Source organism: Parasphingorhabdus sp., from assembly GCF_048269915.1.
Classification (GTDB): domain Bacteria; phylum Pseudomonadota; class Alphaproteobacteria; order Sphingomonadales; family Sphingomonadaceae; genus Parasphingorhabdus.
This window is the reverse complement of the sequence record NZ_JBLWTY010000013.1, coordinates 1-8,828: the sequence shown is the minus strand read 5'-3', so window position 1 is coordinate 8,828 and position 8,828 is coordinate 1. Positions and strand designations below refer to the sequence as shown.

The 8,828-nt window shown below is 55.6% G+C and carries 11 protein-coding genes; 8 read left to right on the top strand and 3 right to left on the bottom strand.

Annotated elements, in window-relative coordinates; all coding sequences use genetic code 11:
- Position 1 precedes the first annotated feature (1 nt).
- Positions 2-214, top strand: a complete 213-nt coding sequence (locus ACN0WX_RS15220; protein ID WP_417623190.1) for a DUF6634 family protein — start codon at positions 2-4, stop codon at positions 212-214.
- Between the two features lie 453 nt (positions 215-667).
- Here ACN0WX_RS15220 and ACN0WX_RS15215 read toward each other — a convergent pair whose 3' ends face one another.
- Positions 668-1,387 carry a polysaccharide deacetylase family protein gene (locus ACN0WX_RS15215; RefSeq protein WP_417623189.1) on the bottom strand — a complete coding sequence of 240 codons (720 nt, stop codon included), beginning with the start codon at positions 1,385-1,387 and terminating at the stop codon, positions 668-670.
- 363 nt (positions 1,388-1,750) lie between these two features.
- Between ACN0WX_RS15215 and ACN0WX_RS15210 the strand changes: the two genes are divergently transcribed.
- A complete protein-coding gene (locus ACN0WX_RS15210; RefSeq protein WP_417623188.1) occupies positions 1,751-2,179 on the top strand; it encodes a GNAT family N-acetyltransferase in 429 nt (142 codons plus the stop codon).
- Between the two features lie 315 nt (positions 2,180-2,494).
- Here ACN0WX_RS15210 and ACN0WX_RS15205 read toward each other — a convergent pair.
- Positions 2,495-3,621, bottom strand: a protein-coding gene (locus ACN0WX_RS15205) for an IS3 family transposase (protein WP_417623187.1) whose coding sequence is annotated in 2 segments (ribosomal slippage) — positions 2,495-3,351 and positions 3,351-3,621 — 1,128 coding nt in all. Because the reading frame shifts where the segments join, the coding sequence is not laid out codon by codon here.
- 262 nt (positions 3,622-3,883) lie between these two features.
- On the opposite strand from ACN0WX_RS15205, the gene ACN0WX_RS15200 reads away from it, so the two are divergent.
- Together ACN0WX_RS15200 and ACN0WX_RS15195 are read left to right on the top strand one after the other, a co-directional pair.
- Positions 3,884-4,411: a hypothetical protein gene (locus ACN0WX_RS15200; RefSeq protein ID WP_297562927.1), complete on the top strand. Its 528-nt coding sequence runs from the start codon at positions 3,884-3,886 to the stop codon at positions 4,409-4,411.
- A 59-nt stretch (positions 4,412-4,470) separates the two neighbouring features.
- Complete coding sequence (locus ACN0WX_RS15195) at positions 4,471-5,235, top strand: hypothetical protein (RefSeq protein ID WP_417623186.1); 765 nt, start codon at positions 4,471-4,473, stop codon at positions 5,233-5,235.
- 224 nt (positions 5,236-5,459) lie between these two features.
- Here ACN0WX_RS15195 and ACN0WX_RS15190 read toward each other — a convergent pair whose 3' ends face one another.
- Positions 5,460-5,819 (bottom strand): hypothetical protein, encoded by a 360-nt coding sequence (locus ACN0WX_RS15190; protein ID WP_417623185.1) that lies wholly within the window; start codon positions 5,817-5,819, stop codon positions 5,460-5,462.
- A gap of 166 nt (positions 5,820-5,985) precedes the next feature.
- Between ACN0WX_RS15190 and ACN0WX_RS15185 the strand changes: the two genes are divergently transcribed.
- The 4 genes from ACN0WX_RS15185 (at position 5,986) to ACN0WX_RS15170 (ending at position 8,284) form a co-directional block, all read left to right on the top strand.
- The gene (locus ACN0WX_RS15185) at positions 5,986-6,249 is read left to right on the top strand and encodes a HupE/UreJ family protein (protein ID WP_297560579.1); all 264 of its coding nucleotides are present in this window, start codon (positions 5,986-5,988) and stop codon (positions 6,247-6,249) included.
- 442 nt (positions 6,250-6,691) lie between these two features.
- On the top strand, positions 6,692-6,901 hold the full coding sequence (locus ACN0WX_RS15180) for a cold-shock protein (protein ID WP_417623184.1): 210 nt from the start codon (positions 6,692-6,694) through the stop codon (positions 6,899-6,901).
- 118 nt (positions 6,902-7,019) lie between these two features.
- Positions 7,020-7,262, top strand: a complete 243-nt coding sequence (locus tag ACN0WX_RS15175; protein ID WP_297560575.1) for a hypothetical protein — start codon at positions 7,020-7,022, stop codon at positions 7,260-7,262.
- Positions 7,259-8,284, top strand: a complete 1,026-nt coding sequence (locus ACN0WX_RS15170) for a fatty acid desaturase (RefSeq protein WP_417623183.1) — start codon at positions 7,259-7,261, stop codon at positions 8,282-8,284. Before ACN0WX_RS15175 ends, ACN0WX_RS15170 begins: the two co-directional genes overlap by 4 nt.
- The last annotated feature ends 544 nt before the right edge of the window (positions 8,285-8,828 follow it).

The following is an 8,828-nucleotide window of genomic DNA, read 5'->3' as shown; positions in this document are numbered from 1 at the left end:
CATCCTGGAACAATGGGCACCGACATGCCGGCCTGCACCGTGCCTGACAGGCCTGTCGACTGGCCATCCCCGACTTGTGGGCGCAGACCGATCGATCATCACATCCGATCTGCAACTTCTTTCGTCCGACCAGACCTGGGCGCGCACCACGTCGAGATGGTATCGACTTGGGACACAGCGGCGGATGGAGAAGACGTTGAGATCGTTGAATTAGACGCGGGCTGACAGTCGTTGAACAAGACGAAAAGGGCGTTGGTGCTGTGGACTTTCAGGCGCTGGTATCATTGCTGCCTGTGATTGCCGGCGAGGGAGGCTGCGAAATTTCTTGACGGGCCGTTGCGGTGGCTCGTCAAAAATGGAGCTGGAAGCAGATCAAATGCTTAGACCTTGACAAGTGTCCATAACGGGCGGTCTCCCTGCCGTAGCTGAATGACAATTTCGGCCCGCACCGGTCATTGACCTGCTAGTATAGCGCTGCGCTGCAGCCCGCCAAAGCAGCCATTCGTTGCATCTGCGAAGACAGCTAGCCACCAGACGGTGGCAATGCGGACAAAGCTGACGTTCGGTATCATAGCGCCAAGTGTCTGCCTTGGGGTGGTTTGCGGACCGTCGGCTTTCAAACAATATGTGCGAGTATCGTCACGATCATAAAATTCTATCGGGACGTTCAGGTCCGCTCTTCTAGTAGATCAGAAACCGTGACGAATTCGAAGCCACGCTCGCGTAGCCCGGTCACGATCCCCGGCAGCGCTTCCCGCGAGATCGCGCGGCTTCCATACATGACGTGCATCAGGACTATAGAACCGCTACGTGTCTCGTCCACGACGTGAGCGACGAACGCGTCTAGGTCGTCTGCAATGTCCGGATAGGTTTCCGGCTCGACATCCCACATTATCGTAGTTCGCCCTGTGGACGAGAGATACCAAGGCAACCCGAACAGCTTCTTGCCGTAGGGCGGGCGAAAATGAAGCTTCCCTTCATAGCCGATAGCGCGAATGGCCGCGTCGGTCTCCTCGATCTCGCTGCGGTATGTACCGTAGCTTTTCATTATCATCCGAGCATGTGAATAGCTGTGATTTCCCAGCTCGTGTCCAGCCGCAGCGATCGCGCGCGCTTCGTCGGAGTTCTCGGTTACTTCCTTGCCTGTGACAAAGAACGTCGCTGTCACATCAAGTTTGTCCAACATTTCGAGCACCTCGCTGGTGAAACCCGCGGTCGGACCATCATCAAAAGTCAACGCGACGACCGGCCGATCTGTCTCTACCCGCGCCACCAAATCGCCGAAGGTTTGATAGCTCCTTGACTTGCTGAGTGTATGAAGGCCGAAGATGATGGCACAAAGAAATACGAGCGAGATCAAAGGGATGAATATGCGACGAGTTAGCAACGTTTAGATGCCCTTCATTCAGGAGTTGCCTCCACCTTGCGGATGAAAACGGCAGAAGTGCGATAGATTCAGCAGTCCCTTCAGTGTCTGTATTTGGGCATAAGGGCGATTGCGGCATATGCCCGGTACTAGGTCGGCTGCGGAACGTCGGCTTTCTCAGTTTTTCAAGCAGAAACGGAGCGTCCGGAGACGGCCCCAGAATGGCCATAGGAAGTCATTTCCTGTGTTGGAAGTAGAATGATGGGGAAGTCCACGGTACCTATGAGGTGGATTGCAGAATGGCGGCTAAAGTCATTAAAAGCTAGTTAGCGGACGTTCTTGGGAGCCGAACCCGTTCCTGCAGCCGGTAGGTGTTGACCTTTCATGACCACGACATTGCGATCCGCGACCCGTTCAGATGCGCTGTATTTGTTGAAGCTGGAGGAGGCGTGCATGCGCGCCTATGCAGAGGCCCTGTGGGGTGCTTGGCGTCCATCGGATACCGCCGAAACGCTAGATCTGTCGGGCCACGAGATCATTGAATTGGGAGGGCGTCCCTGCGGCTGTGTCGCCGTATCATGGCAGCCAGATCACATGTTTGTCGAGAAACTATACATCGACCCCGCGTATCAGGGGCGTGGCATTGGCGCGGTTGCGCTAAAGGCCAAGACGAGCATCGCTGCCAAAAAGGGCTTACCCACTAAGCTTAGTGTCCTGACAACCAACCCGGCTGATCGCTTTTACACGCGGGAGGGCTTCACCCTCGAAGCGAAAACACCTGAGCGTCGCCGGTTCTCCAAGCCTGTAGAATAGCTACCTCACTACCGCGGCTCGCCAAGGTCGTAGCCCCGCCCGCAATTCAGTCGATGACGAGGCTACACGAATGGCAACTATGGACCGCGCTTTCCGCTGCGCGAGCGAACTGTATGCCCCGTTGTGGACTGATCGAATGTCCATGATGGGCTCCAACCGGACATGCGGCGGAGCAGCGGATTAGCGCCTAATTGAAAACCAACCTTCGCCGCTCACGGCCCTTAGCTGCCGTTCGCATCTCCGAGTACGGGGGTGAAGTGGTCCCACTTTTTCGGACAGTTCTGCAGCTTTGCTAAGGTGTACCGGGTTTAGGTTTCATGCTGCTTTTTGCTCTTCCAAGCCCGCCCAATATGCCTCGTCCGGCGTTCGCCGATCAAGCGCGGAATGGGGTCGCTCGGTGTTGTAGAATGCCATCCAGTTTTTTATGACCCTGTGTGCCTGGAAGCCGTCCTTGATTTCTTCGAGGTAGACCGCCTCCTGTTTCAGGCTTCGCCAGAGCCGCTCGATGAAGATGTTGTCCAAGTATCTGCCGCGACCATCCATTGAGATGCGCACGCCAGCCTCGGTCAGCGTCGTGATCCAAGCCGATCCCGTGAACTGCGACCCTTGATCTGTATTCATGATCTCCGGTGGGCCATGTTTGGCGATGGCTTCGTTCAAGGCATCGACGCAGAAGTCGGCATGCATCGTGTTCGATAGTCGCCAACTCAGCACCCTGCGCGTGGCCCAATCCATGATGGCGACCAGGTAGAGGAAGCCGTTCTTGACCGGCACGAACGTGATATCGGCGCACCAGACTTGACTGGGGCGGTCGATCTGCATCTTCCTCAGCAAGTACGGATAGACAGGATGCTGGGGATGCGGCTGACTGGTTCTGGGCCGTTTGTAGATCGCCTCCAAGCCCATCTTTGCCATCAACTGCCTGACGCGATGACGGCCAATGGTCGTTCCTTCTCTTCGCAGATAAGCTGCGATCTGGCGGCTACCGAAGAACGGATATTTGGTGAACACGCGGTCGATCTCTTTCATCAGCGCCAGCGTGTCCGGATTGACGCCGACCGGCGTGTAGTAGAAGGCCGATCGTGACAACCGCACCAGCTTGCATTGCTGGCTGATGCTCAGTTCAGGGTGATCCCGTTTGATCATCGCGCGTTTCTTCTCCGGGCTCACCGCTTCAGCCCTTCGGACAAAAAATCATTCTCGACAGCCAACCTCCCGATCTTGGCGTGCAGCTCTTTCACCTCGGCCTCGGTAGGCCCACTCTGCTTCCCGCCCGAGAACACATCGGTCATGCCTTCGATGGCTTGACGCTTCCATGTGCTCACCTGGTTCGGATGCAACTGATGCTTTGCCGCGATCTCTTGCACGGTCTTGTCACCACGCAGCGCTTCCAACGCCACCTTGGCCTTAAACTGGTCTGTAAAGTTCCGGCGCTTCGCCATGCTCGTATCCCTTCAAAGGCTTGGGATACACCTTAGCTGACTGTCCGATTTTCCGGGACCACTTCAGCGCTCGATAGCTGACATTCGATGCAGTCGCGAAAACTTTGATGATCAGATGGTAGCTATGCGGACGAAACTGCCGGTCGAAAACGGGCGGCTACACTTCATACGTCGAATGGCAATGCAGATTGCTCGGCCAACACGATGATGATACCCGGAAACCTCAAGCCGTTTTAGAGTATGTGAAAGCACGTCCGTTCGAATGAAGCTGTTGAATGCAACGCTCAAGAAAGCCAGCCTTCCGAAGGTAGCGTTGTTTGTGTGCGGTCTGTGCCTGCCTTTGAAACCTGCCTATGCCTGTATGCCTCTTAACGAGCCGCTGAATATTTCGATATGTGTTGCGGGCACGGCATGGGAGCTGCGTGAAGACAAGGGGGATCGCTTCCTCTTCTACAACACAGAAGATGGCTTTGCCGGTAGCGTCAGGTTTTTTAACGGGGGAACGAATGACGGGGTGGAAAGCGAGCGCGCCGCACGTCTCATGGCCAGGTCAGACAGTGAAGAATCCCAAGACTTTGCCCTCTTGAAGTCAGGAAGGGTTGCAAGCGGAAATTATGTTTACGCAGCACGTGGGACGATGGATGGTCGATCCAATATTTATGTGAATACTGTCTCTGTGGGCCCAACGAAAACGCTGCGCATCACCACTTGGCGCATAAGCGACACGATGTCCGATAGAGATCGCGAGATGCATATTGCGTTCGGAAAGCTGCTGAAGACCGGGTTGTGAAAACGACGGAGACGGTTCTGGTGTAAGCCAAACGCAACCCGTCAAAGAGGTGCCATACAGTGGGCTTTTTTACAGGATTGAGCGCCGATGATCATTGCGGGCATTTCAACGCGCTACGTGACATGGCAGAGGCCAAGCACGGAGTTGCGATTTCCCAGACGCACAAGCGTGCAGAAATCTGGCATCAGGCAGAAACCGCTTTCAAGGCTCCGCTCGGGCAAGAGGTAAAGTCGTTCCTGGGTTTTCTCGCGGATATCGCTGCCAGCGAAGTTTTCGAAACGCTCGTCGGTGAGAAAGGGAAAATGAGATCAACCCAACCCTGCCAGTACCGCCTTGAGCTGAAGGATTTGAGCGATATTGACCCTTTGATCGAAGGGATCAGCTTCATGGAGACTCGCGATCATAGATCATATTTTACAATACTGAGTTCACATCAAGCTTACTCCCCCTGTCCAACAACAAACCGTTCGCTGCAAAGATACAAAGCCAGGCGGGAGCTTGTGCGTTCCCCATATGGTGATGTCAGCCTCATTTCCTTCGCCTTGCGATTCTTCGGACAAGAGCCGACGAAAGAAGGGCGTGCGCTGAGTACGGCCTCTTCAGATCCTGAGGCGTTCTTTGCAGAGGCATGCCGGTGTTTTGGCGCTCCCGCTGAGTTGGGCGGCGGCGTGTATTTTTTCGAAGCTGATAATGTCGAGGTATTGATAAGGCCAATCGCCGATATCGGGATTAGTCTGAACGTATTGGACGTGTGCAAGCCGTCGGCAGTTTCAGACGAGCTTGCGCGGCTGTTGGATGTCGGGGTGGAGATATTCAGAGCCTGACCGACCACGTCCAATGTCCGGCTTGGGCTCAAACCGGACATGCGGCGGAGCCACAAATTAGCGCCTAGTTGATAACCAACCTTCGCTGCTCCCCGGCTCACACCGGTCATTGACCTGCTGATATGGCGCTGCGCTGCGGCCCACCGAAGCAGCCATTCGTTGCAACTGCAAAGACGACCGACAACTAGACGGCGTCAAAGCGGACAGAGCGGACACTGGCGCAGTCAGCTATAGCTTCTAACGACGGCGACGCAGTTGGCCTTGGTATTTGTAAAGTCGAACACATGGCAGAAGCGTCGAGTATGCCCGTTCGCGAACGTCACCTCTCCGCTCGCAGCATCGATCTTGCCGTGCGAAATCGCGTGCTGGACAGAGACAGAGCTTGGTGTCGGCCGATTTTTTTTAAGATGCTCAAGAACCGCACTCTTTCCCGAGATTGGCTCTGTTGAGGTGTTCTCCCAGATCACGTCTTCGCTGAACGCGCTCGTCTCAGCTTCACCGCATTCCAGAGCGACCGCCACATCCTGAGCGAACTTGTTCTTCGGGGAATTGCCACAGTCCTTGCTGCCTTGCACTTGGGTCAACGTCGCCTCCCTGCTTCGTTCACTCTCAGCATACGACCAACTTTCTGAGGGTCAAAGCGGGCTCCAACCGGACATGCGGCGGAGCAGCGGATTAGCGCCTAATTGAAAACCAACCTTCGCCGCTCACGGCCCTAACCGGTCATTCACTCGCTGATAAGCTGCTGCGATGCGGTCCTCCGAGAGCTATCCATGGATTGTGGTATTTGCGTTTGGACTGCTGCAAGGTTTCGGTTTTGCCGGCGTGCTGAAAGAGATTGGTTTGCCGCAATCTGAAGCGCCGCTCAGCTTGCTGACATTCAATTTTGGTATCGAGGCCGGACAGATGATTTTTGTCGCGGTGGCGCTGATTGTTTTTTGCGTAGTAGGTTTGCTGAGCACAATGTTGAGTGCAGCAACGCCCGCACATGGCGTCTGTCCGGTGCCTACATGATTGGGACAGCCTCAATGTTCTGGCTAAACTCGCTGATCGCCGGATTGGCCGCGTGAATATAGCTATCGGCAGTGCAGCGCTACCCCTTCCTTGCCGTGAGTTTATTAGCGACGGCACTCAGCGGCCTGTACCCAATCGGCAATGCCAGCTTCAGACGATGCCACGTACGAAGCTCTTAGGCCCCTTGATCCGCTCGCCCCGATATCACAAACGGCTCCGTTGCTGCGGAGCCCATGCTTGACTGGCTAGATGGTTGGCCGTGTGATGGTGACTTGTCTTGCGAGCCTACAAGCTCTATATGCTTTAAATCGATCTTGTTTGTCGAACTTTGTTTCCGCGCTCCACGCGCCCTGATGATCTTCTCTTTCAATGTCGACCTGCATTGTCCTCCACGCTTCTGCGTGGCGAACTTTTTCCTATGGCCTATTGAAAGGAAATCATCATGAACACTGGAACCGTAAAATTCTTCAACGCAGCCAAAGGCTTTGGCTTTATACAGCCTGACGATGGCGCTTCAGACGTTTTCGTTCATTTCTCCGCAGTCGAACGCGCCGGCATGCGCACTATCGTGGAAGGCCAGAAGCTGAGCTTCGAGGTCGTCCAGGACAGTCGTTCGGGCAAAAGCGCAGCTGACAACCTGCACGCTGCATAAGCTTTCGTTTTTGAGACGTGACCACGGATGTACTGGCACGGATCGTTGGGACGGAAGGAGAGGTCGGGCTTCTGTCCGGCCTTTTTTGCTTTGAACTGGTCGGAAGGAGACCGATAGCATGACTGATGCAATCACAAGGGAAAATCTGTTTCGGCCGGTTCCAAAGACGCCGCGGAGCAAGGCGGAGCTGACTGACAGCACGTCGCGCGCGATCGTTCAGGCAGAAACAGACAGCCGCGAAGCCAAGACTCAGAGGCTGCGGCAGGCGCGTCTGCAAATGGAAGCGCGGCAACCGCAGCCTGTGCCGACCAAGGGGCGCAACAAGAAAGCCGGGCGTACACGCAGTCTGACAGCCTTGTGAAGGCCACGTTTGCCGGCTGCCCGGCCGTCAAGCCCAGGGACGGCTCCTGGACTGCGGTTCTTGCACAGTACCGGAAACCCGACACGATCCGCAGCACGGTCGAGATAGCCGCGACTGCAATTCCATTTGTCGCGCTTTGGACATTGACCGCAGTCGCTGTTGCAAATGGCTATTGGTTGGGGCTGCTACTCACGGTCCCTGCAGCCGGCTTCCTGGTCCGTCTCTTCATCCTGCAGCATGATTGCGGCCACGGTGCCCTCTTCGCGCGTCGCGGGATCAATGATTGGACAGGGCGCGTGATCGGCGTCTTCACGCTCACGCCCTACGACTACTGGCGCCGTACCCATGCGGTCCATCACGCCACGGCAGGTAACCTGGACAAGCGCGGGATCGGGGATGTCAGTACGCTTACGGTCAGGGAGTATCGTGCGCTGTCCAGATGGGGCCGCATTGGCTATCGGCTCTATCGCCACCCAGCGGTCATGTTCGGTATCGGCCCCGCTTGGCTCTTTGTCTGTCAATATCGATTGCCGCTCGGCCTGATGCGGGCAGGTCTTCAGCCATGGGTGTCGACGATTGCCACCAATATCGGCGCGGCCGTTCCGGTGGTTGGGCTGGTGTGGCTTCTGGGAATTGGTCCTTTCCTTATGGTGCAAGTGCCTATCACGCTGATAGCGGCAACTGCGGGCGTCTGGCTTTTCTTCATCCAGCACCAGTTCGAGCAGACCCATTGGTCGGACAACAAGGACTGGAAGTTTCAGGATGCTGCGCTGTACGGTAGCTCGCACTACGACCTTCCGTTCCCCCTGCGCTGGATCAGGGGCAATATCGGCATCCACCACGTCCATCATATGGCCGCAAAAGTGCCCTTCTACCGTCTGCCCGAGGTGCTGCGAGATTATCCTGATTTGCGGCACATCGGCCGCATAACGCTTTTTCAGAGCTTCAGTTGCGTCAAGCTCGTATTGTGGGACGAACAAGCGAAGCGCCTCGTATCGTTTCGAGAAGCACTGCAAAATTAGCGGACACGGGTCTCCGAACAGTGATCTTGTGACATGAGGCTCGCCATGACTACATCCAGAATGGCGTCTCAGGTCACCGGTACAAGGCAGGGGCTTTCAGGCGAGAGCCATTTGCGCCAGTGGGCTGACGCAGTTCGACGCCGTTCATCGGCCTATCGGGGAGGGCCGTCATGAAAGACAAGCGGATCGAAAATGGCGTCGACAGCGTGATGATTAGGGTATGGCTTGTGTGTGCGCTGGTAATTGTGCTTTCGTAGCAATGCCGAACGACCTCTCGGCAACATATTATTGTACCCATATTGCCCTGCTATCTTATTAGGTGGCGGGGCTTTTTTGCGGTGGTCTAACTCACCAATTTGGAGCTTCACAACTTCGCTAGGTCGGGTATTGGAATGGTGCTATACTCTTCGGTAGTGGTCGTTGCCGTGCCGCGATGACAACTCAATGGAGGCGGACGATCACTCTTAGATGTTCGCTGGCGTCAATCGATTTTGAAATAGCCTTCCGAATATAATGACAGTCAGCACACTCAGGCCTGGTCTGG

Coding starts and splice junctions, on each gene's coding strand:
- ACN0WX_RS15185 (WP_297560579.1), top strand. CDS start 5,986: ATGCGGTCCTCCGAGAGCTATCCATGGATTGTGGTATTTGCGTTTGGA.
- ACN0WX_RS15210 (WP_417623188.1), top strand. CDS start 1,751: ATGACCACGACATTGCGATCCGCGACCCGTTCAGATGCGCTGTATTTG.
- ACN0WX_RS15175 (WP_297560575.1), top strand. CDS start 7,020: ATGACTGATGCAATCACAAGGGAAAATCTGTTTCGGCCGGTTCCAAAG.
- ACN0WX_RS15200 (WP_297562927.1), top strand. CDS start 3,884: ATGAAGCTGTTGAATGCAACGCTCAAGAAAGCCAGCCTTCCGAAGGTA.
- ACN0WX_RS15180 (WP_417623184.1), top strand. CDS start 6,692: ATGAACACTGGAACCGTAAAATTCTTCAACGCAGCCAAAGGCTTTGGC.